Here is a 21,198-nt window from a genome sequence, read left to right on the forward strand (position 1 = left end):
CGCGGCCCCCGTCACGGGTGCCGATGTGCGCTGGTTCGGTTCACTCGTCGGTCACGCTCGCGCGCGGTAACTCCTTCCCGCCACCACCGGTGAGCACGAGCGTCGCGGTCGCACCGGACTCGACGGGTGCCGAGAGTTCGTGCGAGACGTACGCGTCACCCGTGAGTCGCACTCGTCAGCGTGCTTCCGGTCGAGTCGTCGACCAGGGCGGCCGTCATGTCCTGGCCGATGAGGGTTGTGAACACGTTGGCCGTGACCGACACACCTTCGTCGTCGTGGGCGAACCCGACGTGCGCGGCGCCGTCGGCGATGCCGTCGCTACGCCACTCGCTCATCTTCTTGATCTTGTCGAGCACGAGATGCCGGTCGGTCGGTGTCTGCGGGTGAGCCGGCTGCTCGACGTCGGCCATCCAGCGGTAGGCCGAGTCGTACCGGATGGTGTCGACGTTCGTGACGATGTCCATCGTCGGCGAACCCCAGGTCGACTCCTCGCCCGGTGCAAGCGTGGTACAGGTCCAGTACTCGTAGCTCTTCGCCGTGTCCGCCGGGTTGTGCAGCGCCACGGACATGTCCACAGACGGGCTGTCCTTGAACACCGTGTAAGGGACCTCGGCTTCGATCTGCGTGGCCCCGTACCCGAATCGGCTGGGCCGGTCGGGGTGGTCGATCGTGTCCTTCTTGGTCATCGTGATGTCGACGAGCCGGTACCGGCCGCCGCCGTCCTTCTCCAGGACGCCGAGCTCAAGCAGGGATGCGGCGTAGCGGTGGGCCGTGCTGACCGCGACATGGGACGCGGCTGCCGGATCGTACAGGCTCGCACCCGCTGTGCCGGCGGACGCCACCGTCTCCAGCAGCTCGAACGCCTTGGTCGTACTCGACGACTTCCTCGTCGTCGCCATTCCTGTCGTCACCATTCGAATAACTCGAATCCTCTTCGATTTCGTACCTGATCACAGCCTTGATAAATGCGAGACACTTTGTCAAGGGTTTCGATTCGTGGACTTTCCTGGCTGATCGACGGATTCCTCACCGGGCATTCGAGCATGTCGAATCGACGGTTCATCTCGACACCGGCGTGGGCCGTCGACGGTCGCGGCCACGGTGATGGGCACCGCGGCAACTGGTTACGCCGCTTGTCGCAAGGGGAGACAGACCCCCGCCGCACGTCGAGCGCGAGCCCGGTCACCGGCAGGCGGCGTTCGAAGGACGTCAGGCGCACGCTTACTCGTGACCAACCCTGAGGTCCACTCGGTGGACTTGGCCACCAGCTGCGTTGTCAATGGCCGGTTGCCAAGTGAATCAGAACAACTTGAGGAGGGCCTTGCATTAATTGTGAAAGGCCTCCAGATCGCCGTAGAGCGGGATTTCCCCGATCTCGTCCGCGTGGCAATAATGCTCCTCCGCAACCTTTATCAGCAGAACCCTTCGGAGGTCGCGGAGACGTGGCGCAAGGCGACCTCAACTGAACCGCCGGAGTGGATTACGCAGTGATCATCTTGGCGCAGAGGGTGGGCCCGTCCATCAAGCAAGCGAAAACCTTCAGCCAGCCCTAAGCCACGCCGCACGCCCGATCCCTAATTGCGAGGAGCATTGGTAATGGCTCTCCCCTCGTACGGGTAAACCCTGTCGATAACCCACAGCGAGATCAGTACGCCTCCATCATCAACCGATCAATCAACCCGGCTAACGTACGTGGTCACCGCACTAGCTCCGGCGAAGGCACCAGCGGCCGGTGGACGGGTGTATGGCCATGATCATGGCGGCGGCCGCCGAAACGGCCGTCAGCGGGCCGACAACGAAGGCGATCGCTGCGACGGATGGTGGCCCTCCAACCAGAAGGTATTGCACGCTGACGCTCATACCGTGCAGAGCCGCCGCGCCACCGGTTGCCGCGATCATCCAGCGTCCAGCCATCTTGTGCTGGAACAGCAGCAGCGCGCCCGTTGCGAGGAGGACCGCCTCCACAATGCCCACCGCCATATTCACCGCGATCAACTCGGTTGGCGCATCGGGGTCTTGGAGGTATTCGACGGTCTTGGAGACCAGGTACAGGAGCCCTGGAAGGCACAGCAGGGCCAGTGTTACCGCGGCGGTTGTGGTGCCGACACCGTGGCTGATCGCCACCGGGTGGCCCGCCCCGGGGGGCCGGGGCGGCCGTTCCTTGCGGCTCAGTTTGCGGATGGCCGACTTCAGGAGCGTGTGGATCAGGGGGACCTCGTCGCCGGTCAGGTCGGCGGCGACCGCGTCGACGGCCGCGTCGGCGTCCTTGCCCGAATAGCCGAGGCCGACCAGAGCGGCGTGAAGCTCCTCGCGCCAGGGCCTGCCGTCCCGCAGTGCCTCGCAGTAGTCCTTGGCCTCCTTGAGACCGAGACCGGTCCGCTGCCGCACGAGCGTGATCGCTTTGATCAGCTTGCCCTTGGCGATCAGCTCCTCGGCACCGGCGCGTGTCTCGGCATCGACTACCTGGCCAGGACCGCCGGGCGAACCCGGCAGGCCCGGCATGCCGGGTCCGGCCGCCGGCACTGCGTACCCGGCCGCTATGGCGTCGACGAGCTCCTTGGCGTCCTTCAGGCCGAGATCGGTCCGCTGTCGCACGAGCTTGATCGCTTCGACATTCTTCCCCCTGCCAATGAGCTCGCGTACCCGCGCCTCGACCTCGGACGCCAAGGCCGTCGAGGTCTGCACCAGGCGTTCGGTAATCATCGTCGCGATCGGCGGCGGGGGCCATTGGGTGATTGTCTGGGTGGGGTTGGTGAGTTCCTCGAGGAGGTCGGCCACGCGGGCGCGGTCGCCGGGGTCTTTGGCCAGGCAGCGCCTCACCAGATCCGCCAGGTGGGCGGGCATGCCGGTCAGGTCGGGTCCGTCGTGGACGATGCGGTAGACGATCGCTTGAGCCGGGCCTGTGCCGAACGGGCTGCGGCCGGTGGCGGCGAACGCCAGGACAAGTCCGAGGGAGAACACGTCACTGGGTTGGCCGATCTCGTGGCCGCGCGCCTGTTCCGGGGACATGAACGACGGGGTGCCGACCACGACGTGGGAGAGGGTGTGGGAGGTGGCGTCTAGTGCGCGGGTGATGCCGAAGTCGATGACACGGGGGCCGTCGGCGGCGAGGATCACATTGGAGGGTTTGAGGTCGCGGTGCACCAGGTCGCAGGCGTGGATCGCGCCGAGCCCCTCGGCCAGTCCCGCTCCCAGCACTGTGATCGCCTCCGCAGGCAGCGGACCGTGCGTCGCGACAGCCTGATGCAGGGACGGGCCGGGGATGTAGGCGGTGACCAGCCACGGCGGGTCGGCATCGGGGTCAGCGTCGACCACCTGGGCGGTGTAAAACCCGCCGACCCGGCGGGCGGCCTCGACCTCCTGGGCGAACCGGCGCCGAAACCCGGCATCGTCGGCCAGCTCGGGCCGCACCAGCTTGACCGCGACCGGGCGGCCGCCACGAGAGCGTCCCAGAAACACCTGCCCCATCCCGCCACCGCCCAGCCGCCCCTCCAGCCGATAGGCCCCCGCCTGGCGCGGATCACCCTGCCGCAACGGCTCCATCCGGACACCTCTTTCCCGAAGAACATCGTCGTGGGTTCGACCGGCCTAGATCCTTTCAGGAAGGGGCGGCAAACGGGGGTGTGACGATCTATCCGGTGGGCCGTCCCATCCGGGGTGGGGGCGTCACCTCGCCGCCAGCGCGCCAAGCGCAGGCCTCCCACCTCTCGGACTGCCGCCGGACCCTTGGGGATCCGGTAGTAATCGCTGCAAAAGCAACGGAAATGCTGGTCAGAGCCTCAGCGAAGGGTTTTCCAGAGCGAACCGACGTTCGCGCCGTGGAAGCCGCAGGCGTGGTGGTGGTCCCTGAGGATGACGCGGAAGCGTCGAGGGCACATCGGGGGCACATGGCGTCGGAAGACCGTGGCAAGCACTGTCAACTGACGGCAGCGTTCTGGCAGCTCAGAAGCGACTTCCCTGATTTCGCCGCAGGTCACGGGCAGGCCGAATTAGAACCCGGCCTACCGGCCAACTCCATCGACGCCGGGTTACATCACTTCAAAGTGATCATGTCCATGCCCGGCGCGAACTCGCCCAGGAACGGGGCGGCATCCGCCGAAGACACCTGGCCGTTGTGAGTTCCAGCCGGCCCACTTGCCGGCTGTGCTACGGACTCCTGCGCGAGGATCCTTCTGGGGGCGCGATGGCGGGCAATTGCCCGATGGGAGCAACCAGCTCACCCGTGTGCGGACAGAACCACGCCGCCTCGTCGCGTTCAACCCTGGCGACCAAGGGGTGCGAATCGGGATGCGACGGGCAGTGCGGCCACACCGCGGACAGACCCGCGGTCCATAATGCTTCCACCGCCCACTCCTGCACCTGATCTGCGAGCCGGGCCACCTGCTCGGCCGGGTCCTGTCCGAGTACCGCGGAGACGCCCTGCCCGCTGCCGTCGGGGGCATAGAAGCCGGCGACCGCCAGCCCTTCCCAACGGTCGGGGTCGGCGGGGGCCTCGCGGATGTCGGGAGGTACAGCACAGTTCGTGCGCAGGTCGCGGCATACCGGTTCCAGCGCAGTCAGGAGTTCCTTGTGCACGCCACCATCGTAGATCGGAAGAGGGGCGCCGAAGCGGGCTTGTGCCGTATGCGCGTCGCCGTAGATAGTCTGAATGACGTCCTAGCAGGTCAAGCGACGTTCGATGGCTCGGTGGACAGGGTTCTGTGAACCGTCGGCACTCTGACGCTGGGAGTAAACCGGACGTACGACATCGGATCGAGTCGCACGGCCTCCTACCTCCGGATCTTGACGACTCCGGTGCCCAGTCCGCTTGCCATCGGAGGACATGGCGACCGAGTCGCTCACAACGGAGCATGTACGGAATGATCAAGAAAGGAGTGATCGTCTCGCGCATAGTCTGGGCAGCTCAAAGCGGTATTCCAGGTAGAAGAACAGTCGCACCCCTAAAGCGGGTGTCGCATGTTCGAATCATGCCGGGGGCACTCTTCCAACCAGCGAAAACGTCCTTGACCTGGGCATTTATTGATCACAGACAGTGGATCAAGAGCAGTCGTAAGCCACTGTGTGCAGCCGCAGGCCAATGATCGCGATACATGCGCGATATGATCTTGAGAGTATCTTCCCAGGTCAGCTGGCACCAATACGGCCCGAGAAGTCCAGCCTCCTCGGTGCTCCGCCAGGCTGACACCCGATCCTGGAAGGCCAGATGTTCCAGGACTATGTGCACTAGCTCAACATCAACGTCCAGCATCCTGACCGCACTGCGCACCCCACCTGGCCGTCACGCCCGGCTGCCGCGGCGCGTCTGTCGGGGTCGCTTCCTAGGATATAGGGATGATTGATCAGCGCCAGGTGATGAACTTCCGCGTTCAGGCGCAGCAGCTTGACCGAGCCGAGGGCACGCTCGGAAACACCGCAGTGCTCGATATCGGGGCGCAGGAGACCGGTCCGGACGGCGGCAGGTGGGCGCTGGCCATGCGCGGGGTCGATGTGGCGGCGTTGTCCGTGGAGGATCTGATCCTGCTGTGGACTGTGCGAGGTGCTCCCCACCTTTACCGCCGCGCTGACGTGGGGAAGGTGGCGGCCGCGGTCGAGCCGTTCTCCGACGCTGACGCGGGCAAGCGCATCTACGACGCCGCCAGGCCGTTGAAGGCGGCTGACATCGGCAATCTGGCTGCCCTCGACGAGGTAGCCGCTCAGATGCGAGCCATCGTCACCAAGCCGATGGCCAAGGGGGACGTCTCCGGGCGCTTGGCCGAGGTGATGCCCGAGCCGTATCTGCGGTTCTGCCGATCATGCGACGCTACCCACCTCCACGAAATGCCGTTCCGGCTGGCCGCCGTGCGGGCCGGGCTGGAGCTGCAACTCGACACGTCGCCGCCGGTCCTGCAGCGCACCGCGGGGTTCAAGAAGGCCGTCGCCTCGGGCGACAGATTCGACCTCATCCGCGCGTACCTTCGTCTGCTCGGCCCGGCCACCCCCAAACACGTGGCCGACTATCTCGATACCACGGTCAAGGATGTGAAGGCACGCTGGCCCGAAGACGTGATCGAGGTGACGGTCGGCGGCGAGGCGCGCTCGCTCCTGGCCGCCGACGAACCGGCGCTGGAATCGGCCGACGCCACGGCAACGCGCCTGCTCGGCCCGTTCGACCTTTTCCTCCAGGCCAAAGACCGGGCAACCCTGGTGCCGGGCACGGCCCACGCCAAGGAGTTGTGGCCGGTGCTGGGTCGCCCCGGCGCCGTCCTGGTCGACGGTGAACTGGTCGGCACCTGGCGTCCCCGCAAGTCCGGCAAGACATTGAAGGTCGCCGTTCAGCCGTGGCACAAGCTGCCCGCTACCACGCGCGATGACATCGTCGAACAAGCTGAACGCCTCGCCGCGTACCGCGCCGTTTCCCTCGCCGGCGTCGAATTCACCACCTAACGAATGATCAGGCCCGTCAGAGTGCTGCAGCCGTCCGAAGTCGGAGACGTTGACGTCCACCCGCTCCGTGCCGGGATTGGCGGTAGGTCCGCGATCCGTGACCGACAGGGGGGTGGGCGGCCGTCGGGGAACTCGCTCCCCGAAAGTAGCGAGGCGTACGAGCGCCGGCCGTTCCGCACTCATCTGCCGCGAAGCGTTACGCTGGCGGTCGCGGGGGACGTTTGATGGGATCGGTCTATGAACACACGAGGACATGAAATCGAGGTCACGCCTGTATCGGATCAGGTCGTGGTGCGAGTCAAGGACGTGGTCGTCGCAACCTCCTCCCGGCCGATCGTGCTCACCGAGACGGGCTGTCCACCGCGGTACTACCTGCCGTCGGCGGACGTGAAGATGGACATGCTCAGATCATCGACAACGACGTCGCACTGCCCGTTCAAGGGCGACGCCGCCTACTGGTCGGTTCAGATCGGTGACGGTGTGGCCGAGGACGTGGTCTGGTCCTACCCGGAGCCGTTCCCGAGGGTGAAGGAGATCGCCGGATTGCTCGCCTTCTGGGCCGAGAAGCCAGGCGTCACGCTCGAGGTGAATGGGCAGGCCGCGTAAGCGTCGCGGGTTGCGACCGCCGCCACGCTCAACAGACTGTCCGCCCTGACGACGCTGAACATCCGCTTCTGTCGCGGACGGCACCTACGGAATGCCACGGCAAGCGGCTCGAGCCAACGCCCGGTCGGCAAGTTCTGCGCGTTCATCTGCAGGAAGTCGGTCGGGCCGCAGAAGGCGATTCCTGTCTGCACGGCGCTGGAGACGCCGGTCGTGCCGACGGTGCCCTCCATCGCCGCCACGCCGCCGGACAGGGTGGCCATCTCCGTCAGCCAGCCGCCCGAGGAGTCTCCCATGATCGCGAAGCGGTTGGGGTCGAGCTGGTACGTGGCGGCGTTCGCGCGCAGCCAGCGGATGGCCGCCTTGATGTCGTGCACCTGGACCGGCAAAGAGATCGTGTACGGCATCACCAGCCTGCCCGCCGACCTGGCCGGGCCCGCTCATCTCAACCATTACGAGCGGGCGCACTGGGGAGTGGAAAATCGGCTCCACTGGGTCCGCGACGTAACTTTCCGGGAGGATCACTCCCAGCTCAGGACAGGTACCGCACTCAGAGCGCTGGCCGGCTTCCGGAATCTGGCGATCAGCACCATGCGCCTGGCCGATCGAGCCAACATCGCCCACGCCCGCCGCGACCTCCTCGACCGCGATGCCGCATTCGCCGTCTACAACATCTGATCAACATGCCGGAACTGGACATGGCGAATCAACGCCGGGGCCCTGCACAGCATCCTGGGGATGCTCACCCCCATCGAGTACGAGACGCTCTACCCGAATTTCCAGTCGGCGTAAGAGTCAACCAAGCCGACTCCACCGAACTCGGGGTACATCAGCTCAACCACCAGTGCTTGCCCACGGAGAGGAAACGACCGCTGTTGTCCGTCAGATTTGGCTCGTTCATCAGGAATTCGATGGACGGCGGAGCGTTCTCCAGTATGCGCAGGCATCCGCTGTAGGAGCCCGCGACATACCAGCGCCAGGGCACCATGGTGCCGCCCAGCGTGCGACCGTCGGGAACGCTGCCGTTGCTCTCCAAGCGCACCTGTCCCTGCCGGACGCGCATCAGCAGTGCGAACTGCCGCAGCCCCGGTGCCGGCCAGCCTCCCGTCGTGGGCGCGTTCACCGGATCGCCGTCAGGTCCCTTCACCGCGCCCGCGCCGGGTTGAATTTGAACCGATCCTGTCGTCCGGAAGCTGAGAAGGTCATTCGGCAGGTATCCCGGCGGGCTCGTATAAGGCAAAAGTCCGGTGCTGGGCATATTGAAGGCGTTCTGGTACGAGCTCAGCTCGTACAGGCATCTTTCCAGCGGGTTCACCGCTCCCGCGGCGGCCGGAGTAGCGGGAATGACGGCCAGCGGCACAGTAGTGACCAGTGTGAATACCACGATGGCCAGCGACCGGCACCGACCACCAAAAAAGCATGACCATATGCCATATACCTCACAGCGGGAAAGGAATGTCAACGGTAGGGAGAAGGCGGTATCCCCCGGGACGGCCGTGGCGATCGAGCAGGCCCGGAAGGAGACGAGCGCTCGGGTCGCCGAGGCCCGGCGTCTTGTTCGTGAACAGGTTGCACGTGCCGCCGTTCGGGTCGCCTCGTCGGCCGGCAGAGCGGTCTTGACCGCCGTCGGGTGGGTCATGACACAGGTGACGGCCGAGGAACGGCTCCGCCCTTCGGATCACGACACCGGAGGTGCCCTGGACGGCAATGCCGCACTATGCGAATATACGTTCGATTGACGAAGATCGTCAGCGGAAGCGAGTCCCCCGGTCATGTCGGGGTGCTCGCTTCTCCCCTTCTCATCCAGAACGGAGTGCATGTGCGCCCATCAACCTCTGGTCGTTCTCCTCTATCCCGCCGATTAGTCGCCTTGGCCGGATCCCTGCTCCTGACGGCGGGCCTAGGGAGTGTCTTCAAAGTCCCGTCTGCCCGGCCCTGCGTGGTGCGCAGGTCCCCAGGGCGTTCCGGGAGGGACGGGCTCCGCGGTATCGCGCCGCGCCACGAACACGAACTCCCTGCCCGGCCGGTCGGGTGCGTCGCGTACGTCCTCGACGACGAAGCCGTGCTCGTGCAAGTCCCGCTCGATCTCCGTACGTTCGCGGAAGCGAAGTGTCGATTCCGAGGTCAGTACGTCCCCGTCCGCAGCGAACACGTGCGTACCCCGGAAGCTCACCAGCGGCAGGCTCACGTCCGTCAGCTCGGCCCAGGTCTCGACGTGGCCGACGCCCGCAATGTCCGTCATGCGGTACGTGGTCTCGCGCGTCCACTCCGCCCACTCCTCCCACACGCGCCGCGCCGGATCGCGCGTCTCGAAGACAAACCGCCCGCCGGGCCGCAGCGCCTCGTACGCGCCGCGCAGCGTCCTACGCCATGCCTGCGGATCGGCGATCGCCTGGGCGACGTTCCCGGTCATCGTCACCAGGTCGATCCGCATGGGCGGCAGATCCCCCGCGTCACCGTCGAGCCAGCGCACCCGCTCCGCGCCCGGCTTGCCACGCGCGACGTCGACGGACGCCCGCGCGGGATCGATCCCGGTGACCGTAATCCCGCGCTCGGCGAGCAGCAGCGCGAACACGCCCGTACCGCACCCGATGTCCAGCACGGACCGCGCGCCGAACTCCTCCGCCATCGCGAGATACGCGTCGAGATCGCTGCGGTCCGGATCGAGCGGGTCGTAGATGGCGGCGAGGCGCGGATGCCCGAAAGTTGCGTCAACCATGGAGGCGAACATATGTGGCCCCGAGCCCGCGCGGCCACCACCACCCCGCATCGGATGGTCCATGGCGATGAATCACCCGATGATGATCCCGCACATCTAAATCACTTTGAAGACACGGCCTAGAGCCGGGTCACCGACGCCACCCGGACCAGTCCCACGTATCCACGGGCACCCCAGACTCCGGGAAGCTGACGATTCAGGGGATCCACCGTGCAACGACTCGCGCTCTTCGACCTGGACAACACCCTCGTACAAGCTGTCATCGGCGCCGACTCGGGTCTGATCGCAGTGGGATCGGCGGGCGCGCCCGGCTCGGAGGACAGTGCGGCCTGGCTCTCCAGGGACGGCCGGGAGTGGCAACCGCAGACGCTCCCCGATGGTCTTGGCGGGCAGGGTATCCAGCGGCTCCATGCCGTCGCCGCCTCGGGTAAGCAGTTCGTGGCGCTTGGCCGATCCACGACCTACAGCTCCGACCACCTGACGCTGTGGAGAACCCGGGCCGAATAGATCAACCGGCGCCTGCGAGTGCCGGATGCTTATCCGTGCGGGTCGTAGGGGTAAGAGACGATCTCGGTTCCCAGCCTGGGCGTCCCGAACCCAGGTCGGGCCTCAGACGGCGACATCCCACCCGAGCGACCGCCGGTGGAAGGCGGCGAGCGTCGGCGGTGGAAGGCGGCGAGCACGGTCGCGGTCACCCACATCGCGGGTCGTTCACCGAGAGCCGTGCCCCATGCCTATCCTCCGACGTCGCCGCCAGTTCTCACCCCGCTCGCTCAGGTGTCGCGCCGGAGAGCACGTCGGGCCGTGTGGCCAGCTCGTGCAGCGTGGCGCGCGGGTCCGGGAGCAGGCGGCGCGTGACCAGGTCGAGCAGCCCGATCACGCAGTCGATCCGGGCGACCGGAATTCCATCGGGGGTGTGGAAGCGCTGCATGAGCTCGACGAGCTTGCCCTGCCCCCCGCTGATGGCGCAGCCCACGTCGACCTCGTCGCCGGCCCGCAGCTCGCGCTGGAACCGGACGGTGGCCTTGAGCAGCACCGGGCCGATACCGGCTTCACCCAGGACGTCCGAGGTGAAGCCGGCTGCTTCCAGGAACTGCCAGCGGGCGTGCTCCGCGTACTGCATGTACACGGCCTGGTTGAGATGACCCTGCCGGTCGAGTTCGTAGCCCCGCACCTGGATGCGGACGCTGAAAGGATTCCCCATGCCGACCCCGCCTTCAGGCCCCGACCGGATCGTCGAAGACGATCCGCCACGTGCCGTCCGGCTGCTGGCGGGACACCACGGTGCCCTTGCCCCTGAGGTCGATCGGCTCGCCGGCCTCGTCCTTTCCCGTGAGGTGCCAGTCGGCGTGCGTCATGGCGATGTCGCCGGACCGCATCGCGCTGGTCAACGTGATGTCGGCTGCCGTGATGACAGCGAACATCGCCTTCAGGGACTTGGCGACGGCCTCAAGCCCCACCTCGTGCGTGCCGTCCGGCGGCGTGACGAGGATGCCGTCCGGATCGAACAGGTCGAGCATGGCCTGCGGGTCGTTGGCGTTGAAGGCCGCGGCGATGAGGCCTGGGATGTCTTCCGGGCGTTGTGCCGGCATTGCGGGGTCTCCTTACTGGAGGGAACGGGGTGGACCGTCAGTGGGTCAGCCGAAGATCCCCTGGCCCGGCGTGAGGATCGAAGCCGGGTCGTATCGGCGCTTCAGGTCGACGAGATGGTTCCAGCGCGACCCGTAGTGGGCCCGCCAGTCGGCACGGGTCATCGAGGGCACCGAGCCGACGAGGTACCGCTTGGCTCCGAGCGCGACGGCCCGGTCGTAGAAGCGGCGGTTCTGCGACAGCAGGCCCGGGATGTCAGGGTGGTTCGGGGCCGGGATCCGGATGAGGCTGACCTCGAAGAACTCGTTCGTCTGGCACCGGGGCAGCATGAAGCTGGGCCGGGTGAGCGACCGGGTGTCCATCGGCGAGATCCGGACCGGGCCGGGGCCCATCTGGGTGGCCGTCAGCTCGCCGAGCACGGTGTCGAGGTAGGCCGGGGTGTTCCTGGAGCCGACGAACATCATGAGCCACGGCTTTTGGCTGCTCCAGAACCCGGCGGCCTTGAGGGCCGCCCAGTTCGGGTCGAAGCGCAGCAGCCAGTCGCGGAACGGCAGGTCGGCCGTCGGGCCGGCGGTCGCCTGGGGCGAGAGCACGGCCTGTACGGCGGCGACGTTGGGCTGGGCGGGCGCCGAGTAGAAGATGCCGAGCGCCAGGCGGTAGGTCCAGCCGCCACCGGGCTTGGGCTCGGCGTAGCCGTTCTGGTCGTCGACCACGCCGGCCCGCATGATGGCCATCGAGTCCCGCAGGAAGGCCGCCCGGTCGGTGTAGGTGAACTCGAGCGAGCGGGCGGTCGTCTTCGCCGGGATCAGCTTGATGCCGACCCGCACGATGATGGCGAACTGCCCGCCGCCGACGAGGACGGCCTCGAACAGCTCGCGGTTCCTGTCGCGGGAGCACGTGACCAGCTCGCCGGTGCCCGTGACCACCTGGAGCCACTTCACGTTGTCGGCCTGCGAGCCGTAGCGCTGGCTGGTGCCGCCGAGGCCGCCGACGCTCAGCGTGCCGCCGATCGACAGGTGGGCGAAGTCGTTGTAGACGGGCAGCGTCTGGCCGGACTCGAGCGCCTGCAGCGCCAGCGTCGACCAGGTGACGCCGGAGTCGACGTCGGCGATGCCCTGCGAGATGCTGTGGATCGAGCCGAGCGGCTTGGGGTCGATGGCGATGCCGCCGTCGACCAGGGCCTGCCCGTAGTGCGAGTGCGACTCGCGGTCCTCGGTACCGGTCCCGCTCTGGCCGTTGACGGCTATGGGGATCCGATTGTTGCGGGCGTAGCGAACGACCTTCTGGATGTCGTTCACCGAGCCGGGGGTCAGGACAGCCTGGGGCTGCCGCGTGAACAGGTGGCCGAAGTCCTCGGTGAACGCCGACGGGTCGGCGGGGAGGACGAGCGTGCCGTCGAGGGGGGGAACCGGCTGGATGCCTGACGTCGAACCGGAGGTGGTGGCCCACGCTTGGGTGGTGGAGTTCCACCCCAAGACCGTCGCGCCCGCTCCAACAACCAGGCCGGACAAGATTTTCCGGCGGGTAAGCTCGGTGTGCATGCCTTGTTAGTACGCCCGGAAGCGCAAAGAGAGCGCAAGCCCACGCTGCGTCGCACCCGCCCCACGTGGCCATGGAGCCCGTCGAGGGACCGCTCCTCGGGGCCTCGGCCGGAGTCGGGGAGTGGCCTCGAGAACGGCCTGAGCACGGCTCGGCGTCCGTCGCGCAGCGCGTGGAACACAGGCTGGACGGGGAGTCACGGATGCGGATCGAGGACGTCTGGGGGCGCGGGCACACGTACGGTCGTCGTCGTTGGGGGCCGCGCTCGTGCTCTCCCGGCGCGGCGGCCACGCACGGCTGCGGTCCGTCGCGGCGCACGCGGACGCGGGCCTGGAGGGGCTCCATCGCGGCGACGAGCCGTCGGGGTGACGTCCGTCGTGGGCGGTCTGGTGTACGGCCTGGAGGGCCTTCACGGCGGGTTCGGGCCGGCGCCGTTCCGACACCGGATGCCGATTGACTTCGGCGCGGCCGAGCAGACGTTCCTGCGCGAGCACGGCATCTCGTTCGGCATCGCGCGGTCCGTCGCGGGCCGGCGGGTGGTGGTCGAGCGGGCGTTCGCCGACGCCGGGGCTCGACCTCGCCGACGCCGAGTGGGTGGTGCCGCCGCGCTTCGGGCACCGCAGGCTCGCCTACGCCAGTAGGGCATCGACGAGGCACGCACCACCTGGGCATGGAGCCGCACCGTCGGTCACCTCGGCGCGGGCGACCGGTTCGCGAGCCTCGCCCACCTCATCGACAGCGGCCGGCCCTGCTCGTCGGGCGTGGTGAGGTCGGCGCAGGCGCGTTACAGGTCCCCGACGAGACAGGTCCCCCGGCGAGCCGCTCGGCGTCGATCCGGTGGGCGAACTCGCCGAGCTCGGCGCTGCGGGCGACGTCAAGGGCGGAGGACCCGGAGGCGAGACCGACGCGGGCGAGGTCGAGCATCAGCCGTGGATAACGCCCGGTGGAGTCGAACAGCTCGGGCTCGCCGACGGGTCGTGCCCCGGCACGACGGTGTGCGCGCCGGACCCGCTCACGACGCCGTTGCCGGTTGGTCGTCGAGCACGAGATCGTGGCCCTCGCGCCACAGGGCCGCGGCGACCTTGAGGGTCGCGGAACGGTCGGACTGGTCGCCGGGCAGCATGGACAGCACCGCGCTCCCCCCGGTTCGCACCACGCGCTGCTGGAGGGCGAGGGCGGACAGGGTGCGGCCCGGTCCGCACTCGACGAGCAGCCGATCCCCGCCGTCGAGCAGCGCGGTCAGTGCGGGCCCGAAGTGGACGGTGTCGGCTATCTGACGGGCCCAGAATCGCGCGGAGCCCGCGTCGTCCGCTGTGAGCGACCGCCCGGTGTAGCCGGACCGGACGGGGAACCGGGCCGGCCGGGGCGACGCGTCGAACGCCAGCTCGGCCGCCGCGACGGCCGGTTCCATCGCCGGGCTGTGGAACGGGGTGGTGGCCGGGACCGGCCGTACGGTCACCCCGTCGAAGGCGAGGCGGGCCGCCACGGCGGCCAGCTCGGCGCGCGGCCCGGCCAGCGTCGTCCGCCGTGCGGCGTTCACGGCCGCCACTCCGACCTGTCCGGACAGGTACGGGCCGAGCGTGTCGACGGACGCGGCCACGGCGAGCATCCCGCCGGGCGGAATCGGTGCGGCGGCACGCACCCGGCCGCGCATCAGTGCGACGGCCTCCGCGACGGTGAACACCCCGGCCAGGGTCGCCGCCACGACCTCGCCCGCGCTGTGCCCCAACGCCTCGGCCGGCGTGACGCCCCAGCTCAGTAGCAGCCGGCCCAGCCCATGGTCGACGGCGAACAGCAGCGGCTGGGCACGGCGCACATCGTCGATCGGGATATCCGGACCGGCGCCGGTGCCGAGCCAGTCGGCGCGGATCGCCTCGCCCTCGGCCCCCCACGCCCCCAGGACGTCGTCGACGGCTGCCTGGAACACGGGTTCGTCGCGGTACAGCCCGGTCGCCATCCCGTGGTACTGGGATCCCTGGCCGGGCAGCAGCAGGACGACCGGCCGGGGCCCGTCGACCGGGACCCGCCGCACCGGGGCGGCCGCGAGGTCGTCGAGGGCGCGGGCCGCCGTCGTGACCACCGCCCCGCGCATCGGCCCCGGAACCGGACGGGGCGCCGGAGCCCCGGCGCGCAGCGCGTCGGCAACCCTGGCACGGGCCGCACGTTCACCCGCCGAGTCGGCCCCCGCCCAGCACAGCAGCCGAGCCGCACCGTGCGCGATGTCGGTGACCGTCATGTCGCTGTCCTCCCTGGCTTCGCCGCTCTGAGGCGACCGCGAACGTCGGTCGGCGACGACCGCACCGCCTTCCAGTCGGTGGTGACGACCGCACCCCTTCCAGCCGTCGGCGACGACCGCACCCCCTTTCAGTCGGTGGGAGGCGACCGCGCCCCCCCGACCTGTGTGCAGGCCTGTCCCGGGCGGCGGCGCGGTCGCCTCCCACCGATGTTGACCAAAGTGCTTGATCAACGAGTGCGGTCGGAACCGGCCCGCGTCCGCGGCCGGTCCGCACCGACAAAGCCACCTCCCGCGCGGACGGGTGCACCTCAGGTGAGGGAGATCCCACCGTCGACGCTGAGCACCTGCCCGGTCACATAGTCGTTGTCCAGGAAGACGCCGATGGCGGGCGCGACCTCCTCGGGGGTGGTCAGCCGGGGTACCGGCAGGTTGGCGGCGAGGCTCTGGCGGAACTTCTCGGTGGCGTTCGCCGTCATCCGCGTCTCCATGAACCCGGGCGAGATGGCGTTCACCGTCACCCCGCGCCGACCGCACTCGGTGGCCAGGGTGCGCGTGAGCGCGATCACTCCGGACTTGGAGGCGGCGTAGGCCGTCTGGCCGGATGTGGCGACCAGGGCCGACGGCGACACCACGTTGATGATCCGCCCCCACCGCCGCTTGACCATGGACGGCAGCATGGCACGGCACATGTGGAAGGTGCCCATCAGGTTCGTCTGGATGACCTCGCCCCACACCTCGGGCGACTGGCCCATCATCAGCGCGTCCTTCCGGATGGCCGCGTTGTTGACGAGGATGTCGACCTCACCCAACTCCTCGGTGACCCGGCGGTGGAGGGCGCTGACCGAGTCCCAGCTGCCCACCTCGGCCTGGACGATGATCGAGTCGTTCGTGAGGCGCTCGCTGACCTCCCGGGCGCCGTCCTCGGCGCGGTTGTAGTGGAGGGCGACGCGGCACCCGAGCCTGTCGAGCTCGATCGCCACGGCGGCACCGAAGCCTCCGGACGCGCCGGTCACGAGGGCGATCGGCTTCTCCGGGCGCTGCGCCGAGATGGGGCGGGCGCCCGCGGCGGGGCCGGTCATGACCGCCACTCCGTCGGCTCGCCCGCGCCCCACTCGATCAGCGCGGTGACCCACACCATGCCGGCACCGAACGCCGCGAACATGATGCGATCGCCCTTCTGGATGCGCCCGGCGTCGAGCGCCTCGGCGAGGGCTATCGGCATCGACGCCGCCCCGGTGTTGCCGTAGTACTCGATGTTGGTGATCAAGCGGTCCCGGGGCACCCGGCTGTGCTCGAGGATCGAGTCGATGATGCGCATGTTCGCCTGGTGCGGCAGCAGGTGGTCGATGTCGTCGGGCCCGAGGTTCGCCGCCTTGAGCGTCCGCTTCACCGAACCCACGGTGAAGCGGACGGCGTTCAGGTAGATCTCGTTGCCCTTGATCTGCGCGTAGTGCAGATTCTGGCGGAGCGTCTCCTCGCTCGCCGGCAGCCGGCTGCCACCGGCCAAGATCTTGAGGCTCTCGGTCTTTGTGCCGTCGCACCCCATGTCCCACTTCTGCAGCCAGCTGCGGTCGTGGGGCGCCAGGACGACCGCACCGGCCCCGTCGCCGATCAGCACTCCCAGGTCCCGGTCCTCGGGGTTGACGACGAGCGAGTGCGTGTCGGTCCCGATCAGGAGGATCGGACGGGGGTCGATCGCCATGAGCCCGGCCGCGACCACGAAGCCGTAGGCGAAGCTGGCGCACTCGGCGTTCACGTCGTGGGCGCCGCCCGCCGTGCCCAGTTCGCGCTGCACGAACGCGGACGTGGCCGGCGACAGTTGCTCGGGCGTGCCCGAGGCGAGGATGAGGTGTGAGATCTCGTCGGGTCGCAGGCCGGCGTGCTCGAGCGCCCGCCGACCGGCCTCGACGGCCAGCGAGGCGGTGGTCTCGCCCGGTCCGACGATCCGGCGCTCCCGGATGCCGGTGCGCTGCACGATCCAGTCGTCGTCCACGTTGAAGCGCGTGGCGAGCTCCGCGTTGGTGAGCCTGCCCTCGGGTAGGTACTTGCCCCACCCGATGATGCCGATGCCAGACACCGTGGCTCCGCGGTCAGGCGTCGCCGCCGGTCGCGGAGGCGACCGGGGTGACGCCGTGGGCGGCCAGCACCTGCTGGTGGATGACCCGGAAGGTGACGGTGTCGTTGACGCTCTCAACGATCGACTCGTCCAGTCCCAGGTCCGGGTACCGCTCCTGCATGTCGTAGACCCACTCCATCAGGTCGAGTGAATCGACCCCGGACGTGGTCAGCGGCGTGTCGGGGTCGAAGCCCTCGATCCGGCTCACGGCCACCAAGCGGTCGACGAACACCTCGAGTGTGGGAAGCTGCATGGCACGCTCCTCGTCATCGTGATCGGCTTATCGACTGGCAACGTATGAGTGCCGGCGCAAGCGTTTCGCAAGCCCACGGCCTCAGACGGCGAGCACGACCCGACCGACCTGCTGCTCTTGCGGACGTGTTCGCACTGTCGGGCGAAGATGCCCGTGAGCGTCCCGGCGTGCGGGCTCACGACGTCGACGGTGCCCGCCGAGCTCGTGACGGACCCGGCGGCGAGGCCGCTGCCGATCGCTCCGCCCACGGCGTGACCGCACCCTTCGGATGCCGGTGGGCGTGCAGGGCGAGCCCCGGCAGCCGCTGCTGATCGCTCCGCCCACAGCGTGACCGCACCGGCTCATCCACATCCTCGGCCTTGGCCCACCCAATCGGTCGTAATCGTCGTCACAGGGGCGATCTCACGGGGGCGATCGCCACCGTAGGCGCGCAACGGGCGTGCAAGTCGGCAGCCCGGCGGTACCACCGCGGTCCCCGCGGGCCGGTACCCCGCTGGTACCACCACGTCGGATCCTGCCCACACAGGCACTTCCAGACTGGGGGGTAACTTTCATGGATTCCGAGATCGAGTTATTGGGGCCGATCGCCGTGCGGTACGACGGCACCGTGCACCATCTTCAAAGCGCACAGGCCCGGGTGGCGTTCGCACGCCTCGTCCTCGCAGGCCCCGAGGGGGTGACGCGGGACGAGCTGGCCGACGTCATCTGGCCCGGGAGTCTTCCACCCACATGGGCGTCTGCCCTGCGCACGCTGGTCAGCCGGCTGCGGGCGTTCGTGGGCGCACTACAGGTCGAGCCGGCAAACCCGCTGGTCAAACGGGGTGGCCGTTACGTGCTCGCGCTGGGCGAGGGCGTGCTGGTCGACATGGAGGACGCGACCCGATCGGTGGCCGCAGCCCACGAGGCGCTCAACGCGGGCGACGTGGCCGCCGCCGACCGGCTGGCCACCCGGGCGGCGGATCGGCTGCGTTTCCCATTCCTGTCCGAGCACGAGGGCGGCTGGGTCGCCGAGCGGCGCGAGCACCTGACCGAGTACCTGGTCACGGCCCTCGAGATCGCCAGCCGGGCGGCGATGTGGTCGGGGGACCACGCGCGGGCCGCCCTTCTCGCCGAGGAGGCGACGGCCCGGGCCCCCGAGCGTGAGAGCGCCCACCGCTGCCTCATGGCGGTGCGCGAGGCCATGGGAAACCGGGGCGAGGCCCTGCGGGCGTACCAGCGGCTGCGCCGGTACCTCGCCGAGGAGCTGGGCGTCGACCCCTCGCCCGAGACCGAGTCCGCCTACCTGGCGCTGCTCGGCCCGTCGTCGGTGTCGGCCGCGCCCAGCGGCGGTCCGGCCGTCGGGCGCCGTCCGGTCCCGTTCGTGGGGCGCCACCACGAGATGGCGACGGTGGCCGGCGCCTGGGCCCGAGCCGTACGCGGTCGCCGGCAGTTCGTGCTGGTCACGGGTGAGTCGGGCATCGGCAAGACGCGCCTGCTGCGCGAGACCGGGGCGATGATGGCCGCCAGGGGCGGGCTGCTGCTGGTCGGCCGGTGCGACGAGGGCGCGATGGTCCCGTACCAGCCCATCGTGGAGGCGCTGGACGGCTACGTCGCCGCCTCGCCCGACGACCCGCTCGACGCCGTCTCCCCCGCCGCCCGGGGCCCGTTGCGCCTGCTGCTCCCCTCGCTCGGGGGGCCGTGCCCGCCCGGCGAGCTGCCCGAGCAGCCGATCCTGTTCTCGGCGCTGACCCAGCTGCTGCTGGTGGCGGCGAGCGAGCAGCCCTGCGCCGTTCTGATCGACGACGCCCACTGGGCCGACCCGCAGACGGTGGCGCTACTCCGGCACCTGCTGCGTACTACCGCCGACGCCCGACTGTGCGTCGTCGTCGCCGCCAGGAACGACCTGCCGGCATCCGCCCGGAGACGAGTGTGGGCCGGCCTGGACGAGGCGATGCTCCCGGTCGAGCACGCCGGCGACGGGACCGAGGTGGCCCTCGGCGGCCTCGACCTCGACTCCACCCGGGCGCTCGTGCACAAGCTGGGGACCGGCGCCGTCGCCGCCGCCACGGACGCCGGCCCGGTCCGCCGGGCGTACGCCCGCAGCGGCGGAAATCCGTTCATGCTCCTCGAGATGCTGCGGTACCAGGCCGGGCTCGACGCGGTACCACCGGCCGTCGCCCGGCTGGTGGCCGCCAAGCAGGCCGTCATCGGCCAGGACGCCACCCGGCTGCTCCAGGTCGCGGCCGTTACCGGCGCGTCCGTCGCCTTCGACGCGGTGGCGGGCGCCGCCGGCCTGGACGCGCTGGCGGCCCTGGACGCGCTCGAGGCGCTGCTGGAGGTCGGGATCCTCGCCGAGGTGACCGCTGCGGGTTCCCAGTACCCCGACCGACCGGCGATTTATGAATTTCGCCACGATGTCGTTCGCCAGGCGGTTTACGAACAAGTGAGCGACGCCCGACGTCGCCACGTCACTTCTTTGCAGCGGATGGCATCTGGGCCCCGCTACGATACCGACCTCAGTTCGTGTTAGCCTTCGGCGGAGTAGATCTCCATTTCAGCTGACATGAGAGGAGACGGCCTCTATATGGCTCGATTACCTTTCGTTCCGCGTCAGCGGCTTGTAGAAGAGATACTCAACGCGAGACACTCGGTCCTCATCGAGGCGGGCGGAGGGTTCGGCAAAAGCGTCCTGATCGGGCAGGTCCGCGCCCGCGCCGGTGGTGGCCTCGAGGTACGCCTGCCGCGCGATCACCCGGTCACGGTCGACGAGCTGACATCCGCGATCCTCAACGTAGCCGAGCAGCGGACCGGCTGGCCACGGACCCCGGTCGCCGGTGCCGCCGGGCGGGTCGGCGAGTTACTGACCGCGTCGACGGGGCCGGGCCTCCTGGTCGTCGACAACGCCGAGGCGCTCACCGACGACGCCGCGGCCTGGCTGGCCGACCTGGCGCAGGACGGCACACCGCCCCTGCGCATCCTGGTCAGCAGCCGCCTGCTGCCCGCGCCACTCGCGGCCATGGAGTTCCGCGGCACCGCCGAGCGCTTCAACACCCAGGACCTGCGCCTCACGCAGGAGGAGGCCACGGCCCTCGCCCGCCTTGAGGTCGGCGACGAGGACGGCGAGCGGCTCGCCACCACCCTGCACGACCTGTCGGGCGGCTGGGTCGCGCTGCTGCTCGTGATGCTACGCAGGCTCGCCCGGGCGTCCGACCGCATGGAGGCCGCCACGGTACTGCTCCGGTACCCCGGCCTGATCCGTCAGCTGATGGACCACTACGCCGCCGACCTCGACCCGGCCGACCGCTACCTGCTGACCCAGGTGGCCGCGTTCCCGATGGTCAACGACAGCCTCGTCGAGGGGCTGGGCGAGCCGGGGCTGCTGCGGCGCCTCATCCGGGCGGGCGTTCCGTTCGCCGTCGGCGCCGACGGCTGGTCGCGGCTCTGCATCGAGCTGAAGGAGGGGCTGGCCGCGCTCGCACCGCTCGATCCGGCCATTGCCCAGAGGGCCGCCCCGCTGCTGATATCCCAGGGCGCCGAGCTGGCCGCGGCCAGCCTGCTGGTCGACAGCGGCGACCCCGAACAGGCGGCCACGCTCATCGCCGAGCTGCCCACCTCGCGCATCAACCAGCTCGACCCGGTCGAGTTCATCCACCTGATGGCCCGTCTCGGGCCCGCGGCCCAGGCCGCGCCCCAGGTGCTGCTGCACCTGGCCCGCACCCACCGCAACGTCGGCCAGCTCG

The 21,198-nt window shown here is 69.1% G+C and carries 23 protein-coding genes; 9 read left to right on the top strand and 14 right to left on the bottom strand.

Translation table 11 applies throughout. From position 1 onward, the window contains the following. Positions 1–155: 155 nt before the first annotated feature. The gene (locus tag OG587_RS02630) at positions 156–914 is read right to left on the bottom strand and encodes a helix-turn-helix domain-containing protein (RefSeq protein WP_329086462.1); all 759 of its coding nucleotides are present in this window, start codon (positions 912–914) and stop codon (positions 156–158) included. 313 nt (positions 915–1,227) lie between these two features. Between OG587_RS02630 and OG587_RS02635 the strand changes: the two genes are divergently transcribed. Beyond that, positions 1,228–1,491 (top strand): hypothetical protein, encoded by a 264-nt coding sequence (locus OG587_RS02635; protein ID WP_329086464.1) that lies wholly within the window; start codon positions 1,228–1,230, stop codon positions 1,489–1,491. Between the two features lie 213 nt (positions 1,492–1,704). On the opposite strand, the gene OG587_RS02640 is transcribed toward OG587_RS02635, so the two are convergent. Then, complete coding sequence (locus tag OG587_RS02640) at positions 1,705–3,543, bottom strand: protein kinase domain-containing protein (RefSeq protein WP_329086466.1); 1,839 nt, start codon at positions 3,541–3,543, stop codon at positions 1,705–1,707. A 344-nt stretch (positions 3,544–3,887) separates the two neighbouring features. On the opposite strand from OG587_RS02640, the gene OG587_RS02645 reads away from it, so the two are divergent. After that, complete coding sequence (locus OG587_RS02645) at positions 3,888–4,118, top strand: hypothetical protein (protein WP_329086468.1); 231 nt, start codon at positions 3,888–3,890, stop codon at positions 4,116–4,118. A gap of 28 nt (positions 4,119–4,146) precedes the next feature. Here the strand turns inward: OG587_RS02645 and OG587_RS02650 are convergent, their stop codons facing one another. Next, positions 4,147–4,575, bottom strand: coding sequence for a hypothetical protein (locus OG587_RS02650; RefSeq protein WP_329086470.1), 429 nt, complete (start codon positions 4,573–4,575; stop codon positions 4,147–4,149). Positions 4,576–5,331: 756 nt separating this feature from the next. On the opposite strand from OG587_RS02650, the gene OG587_RS02655 reads away from it, so the two are divergent. Continuing rightward, on the top strand, positions 5,332–6,423 hold the full coding sequence (locus OG587_RS02655; protein WP_329086472.1) for a winged helix DNA-binding domain-containing protein: 1,092 nt from the start codon (positions 5,332–5,334) through the stop codon (positions 6,421–6,423). 288 nt (positions 6,424–6,711) lie between these two features. Next, positions 6,712–7,029: a DUF427 domain-containing protein gene (locus OG587_RS02660; RefSeq protein ID WP_329086473.1), complete on the top strand. Its 318-nt coding sequence runs from the start codon at positions 6,712–6,714 to the stop codon at positions 7,027–7,029. On the opposite strand, the gene OG587_RS02665 is transcribed toward OG587_RS02660, so the two are convergent. Further along, positions 6,927–7,433 (bottom strand): alpha/beta hydrolase, encoded by a 507-nt coding sequence (locus OG587_RS02665; protein WP_329086474.1) that lies wholly within the window; start codon positions 7,431–7,433, stop codon positions 6,927–6,929. The genes OG587_RS02660 and OG587_RS02665 overlap by 103 nt on opposite strands. Here OG587_RS02665 and OG587_RS02670 point away from each other — a divergent pair. Continuing rightward, positions 7,321–7,704 carry a transposase gene (locus OG587_RS02670; protein ID WP_329086475.1) on the top strand — a complete coding sequence of 128 codons (384 nt, stop codon included), beginning with the start codon at positions 7,321–7,323 and terminating at the stop codon, positions 7,702–7,704. The genes OG587_RS02665 and OG587_RS02670 overlap by 113 nt on opposite strands. 151 nt (positions 7,705–7,855) lie before the next feature. On the opposite strand, the gene OG587_RS02675 is transcribed toward OG587_RS02670, so the two are convergent. Continuing rightward, positions 7,856–8,386: a hypothetical protein gene (locus tag OG587_RS02675; RefSeq protein ID WP_329086477.1), complete on the bottom strand. Its 531-nt coding sequence runs from the start codon at positions 8,384–8,386 to the stop codon at positions 7,856–7,858. Between the two features lie 136 nt (positions 8,387–8,522). On the opposite strand from OG587_RS02675, the gene OG587_RS02680 reads away from it, so the two are divergent. Next, positions 8,523–8,765 (top strand): hypothetical protein, encoded by a 243-nt coding sequence (locus OG587_RS02680; protein WP_329086479.1) that lies wholly within the window; start codon positions 8,523–8,525, stop codon positions 8,763–8,765. Positions 8,766–8,926: 161 nt separating this feature from the next. On the opposite strand, the gene OG587_RS02685 is transcribed toward OG587_RS02680, so the two are convergent. Next, positions 8,927–9,745: a class I SAM-dependent methyltransferase gene (locus tag OG587_RS02685; protein ID WP_329086481.1), complete on the bottom strand. Its 819-nt coding sequence runs from the start codon at positions 9,743–9,745 to the stop codon at positions 8,927–8,929. A gap of 210 nt (positions 9,746–9,955) precedes the next feature. On the opposite strand from OG587_RS02685, the gene OG587_RS02690 reads away from it, so the two are divergent. After that, positions 9,956–10,252 (top strand): hypothetical protein, encoded by a 297-nt coding sequence (locus OG587_RS02690; protein ID WP_329086483.1) that lies wholly within the window; start codon positions 9,956–9,958, stop codon positions 10,250–10,252. 253 nt (positions 10,253–10,505) lie between these two features. On the opposite strand, the gene OG587_RS02695 is transcribed toward OG587_RS02690, so the two are convergent. Genes OG587_RS02695 through OG587_RS02705 form a run of 3 tightly spaced genes read right to left on the bottom strand, consistent with a single transcriptional unit; the run spans position 10,506 to position 12,876 of the window. Next, positions 10,506–10,949, bottom strand: coding sequence for an acyl-CoA thioesterase (locus tag OG587_RS02695; protein WP_329086485.1), 444 nt, complete (start codon positions 10,947–10,949; stop codon positions 10,506–10,508). Positions 10,950–10,962: 13 nt separating this feature from the next. Then, the gene (locus OG587_RS02700) at positions 10,963–11,337 is read right to left on the bottom strand and encodes a YybH family protein (protein ID WP_329086487.1); all 375 of its coding nucleotides are present in this window, start codon (positions 11,335–11,337) and stop codon (positions 10,963–10,965) included. A 45-nt stretch (positions 11,338–11,382) separates the two neighbouring features. Further along, positions 11,383–12,876 carry an FAD-binding protein gene (locus tag OG587_RS02705; RefSeq protein ID WP_329086489.1) on the bottom strand — a complete coding sequence of 498 codons (1,494 nt, stop codon included), beginning with the start codon at positions 12,874–12,876 and terminating at the stop codon, positions 11,383–11,385. A 363-nt stretch (positions 12,877–13,239) separates the two neighbouring features. Between OG587_RS02705 and OG587_RS02710 the strand changes: the two genes are divergently transcribed. Beyond that, the gene (locus OG587_RS02710) at positions 13,240–13,515 is read left to right on the top strand and encodes a hypothetical protein (RefSeq protein WP_329086490.1); all 276 of its coding nucleotides are present in this window, start codon (positions 13,240–13,242) and stop codon (positions 13,513–13,515) included. Positions 13,516–13,603: 88 nt separating this feature from the next. Here OG587_RS02710 and OG587_RS02715 read toward each other — a convergent pair whose 3' ends face one another. From OG587_RS02715 to OG587_RS02735, 5 genes are all read right to left on the bottom strand, one after another. Beyond that, complete coding sequence (locus tag OG587_RS02715; protein WP_329086491.1) at positions 13,604–13,798, bottom strand: hypothetical protein; 195 nt, start codon at positions 13,796–13,798, stop codon at positions 13,604–13,606. Between the two features lie 88 nt (positions 13,799–13,886). Beyond that, positions 13,887–15,110: an acyltransferase domain-containing protein gene (locus OG587_RS02720; RefSeq protein WP_329086493.1), complete on the bottom strand. Its 1,224-nt coding sequence runs from the start codon at positions 15,108–15,110 to the stop codon at positions 13,887–13,889. A 308-nt stretch (positions 15,111–15,418) separates the two neighbouring features. Next, complete coding sequence (locus tag OG587_RS02725) at positions 15,419–16,189, bottom strand: 3-oxoacyl-ACP reductase family protein (protein WP_329086495.1); 771 nt, start codon at positions 16,187–16,189, stop codon at positions 15,419–15,421. Beyond that, positions 16,186–17,187, bottom strand: coding sequence for a 3-oxoacyl-ACP synthase III family protein (locus OG587_RS02730; RefSeq protein WP_329086496.1), 1,002 nt, complete (start codon positions 17,185–17,187; stop codon positions 16,186–16,188). The genes OG587_RS02725 and OG587_RS02730 overlap by 4 nt, the downstream gene beginning before the upstream one ends. 13 nt (positions 17,188–17,200) lie before the next feature. Further along, on the bottom strand, positions 17,201–17,479 hold the full coding sequence (locus OG587_RS02735; protein ID WP_329086498.1) for a phosphopantetheine-binding protein: 279 nt from the start codon (positions 17,477–17,479) through the stop codon (positions 17,201–17,203). A 553-nt stretch (positions 17,480–18,032) separates the two neighbouring features. On the opposite strand from OG587_RS02735, the gene OG587_RS02740 reads away from it, so the two are divergent. Continuing rightward, on the top strand, positions 18,033–19,988 hold the full coding sequence (locus tag OG587_RS02740; RefSeq protein WP_329086500.1) for an AAA family ATPase: 1,956 nt from the start codon (positions 18,033–18,035) through the stop codon (positions 19,986–19,988). Positions 19,989–21,198: the final 1,210 nt, after the last annotated feature.

The organism is Streptosporangium sp. NBC_01469, assembly GCF_036227305.1.
Taxonomy (GTDB): Bacteria; Actinomycetota; Actinomycetes; order Streptosporangiales; family Streptosporangiaceae; genus Streptosporangium.

Coding starts and splice junctions, on each gene's coding strand:
- OG587_RS02655 (WP_329086472.1), top strand. CDS start 5,332: ATGATTGATCAGCGCCAGGTGATGAACTTCCGCGTTCAGGCGCAGCAG.
- OG587_RS02685 (WP_329086481.1), bottom strand. CDS start 9,745: ATGGTTGACGCAACTTTCGGGCATCCGCGCCTCGCCGCCATCTACGAC.
- OG587_RS02670 (WP_329086475.1), top strand. CDS start 7,321: ATGATCGCGAAGCGGTTGGGGTCGAGCTGGTACGTGGCGGCGTTCGCG.
- OG587_RS02630 (WP_329086462.1), bottom strand. CDS start 914: ATGGTGACGACAGGAATGGCGACGACGAGGAAGTCGTCGAGTACGACC.
- OG587_RS02645 (WP_329086468.1), top strand. CDS start 3,888: ATGGCGTCGGAAGACCGTGGCAAGCACTGTCAACTGACGGCAGCGTTC.
- OG587_RS02705 (WP_329086489.1), bottom strand. CDS start 12,876: ATGCACACCGAGCTTACCCGCCGGAAAATCTTGTCCGGCCTGGTTGTT.
- OG587_RS02720 (WP_329086493.1), bottom strand. CDS start 15,110: ATGACGGTCACCGACATCGCGCACGGTGCGGCTCGGCTGCTGTGCTGG.
- OG587_RS02640 (WP_329086466.1), bottom strand. CDS start 3,543: ATGGAGCCGTTGCGGCAGGGTGATCCGCGCCAGGCGGGGGCCTATCGG.
- OG587_RS02700 (WP_329086487.1), bottom strand. CDS start 11,337: ATGCCGGCACAACGCCCGGAAGACATCCCAGGCCTCATCGCCGCGGCC.
- OG587_RS02665 (WP_329086474.1), bottom strand. CDS start 7,433: ATGCCGTACACGATCTCTTTGCCGGTCCAGGTGCACGACATCAAGGCG.
- OG587_RS02735 (WP_329086498.1), bottom strand. CDS start 17,479: ATGCAGCTTCCCACACTCGAGGTGTTCGTCGACCGCTTGGTGGCCGTG.
- OG587_RS02740 (WP_329086500.1), top strand. CDS start 18,033: ATGGATTCCGAGATCGAGTTATTGGGGCCGATCGCCGTGCGGTACGAC.
- OG587_RS02695 (WP_329086485.1), bottom strand. CDS start 10,949: ATGGGGAATCCTTTCAGCGTCCGCATCCAGGTGCGGGGCTACGAACTC.
- OG587_RS02715 (WP_329086491.1), bottom strand. CDS start 13,798: ATGCTCGACCTCGCCCGCGTCGGTCTCGCCTCCGGGTCCTCCGCCCTT.
- OG587_RS02725 (WP_329086495.1), bottom strand. CDS start 16,189: ATGACCGGCCCCGCCGCGGGCGCCCGCCCCATCTCGGCGCAGCGCCCG.